At 53.8% G+C, this 398-nt stretch carries 1 protein-coding gene; it reads left to right on the forward strand.

Going from position 1 to position 398, the window contains the following annotated elements:
- The coding region (locus HMPREF2726_RS08820) for an IS110 family transposase (protein ID WP_148132500.1) at window positions 1-398 on the forward strand (398 nt) is incomplete at both ends.

A 398-nucleotide genomic window follows, 5' to 3' on the forward strand; every position in this document is an offset into this window, starting at 1 on the left:
AAAACCAAAACCAAAACCGAAACCAACAACCCCAAAGGTATCGCCCATACTATCGAATACCTTAAAAAACACAACGTCGCCCTCGTCGTCATGGAAAGCACCGGCGGTCTCGAAATTCCCGCCGCCAAAGCCATCCACCGCGCAGGCATAGCCGTGATCATCGCCAACCCGCGTCAGACGCATCAGTTTGCCCAATCGCAGTCGCTGACCAAAACCGATGCCAAAGATGCCCAAATGCTCGCCTTCTTCGCACAGATGATGACGCAGAAAGAAGATTGGCAAACCATGCTCTACCAACCGCCCACCGAAGCGGAGGAAGTGTTGGAAGCATTGGTCAACCGCCGCAACCAGCTGGTGGATATGCGGACTGCCGAGAAAAACCGTCTGCATCAGGTTCA

This window comes from Neisseria sp. HMSC074B07, from assembly GCF_001810355.1.
Lineage (GTDB): Bacteria > Pseudomonadota > Gammaproteobacteria > Burkholderiales > Neisseriaceae > Neisseria.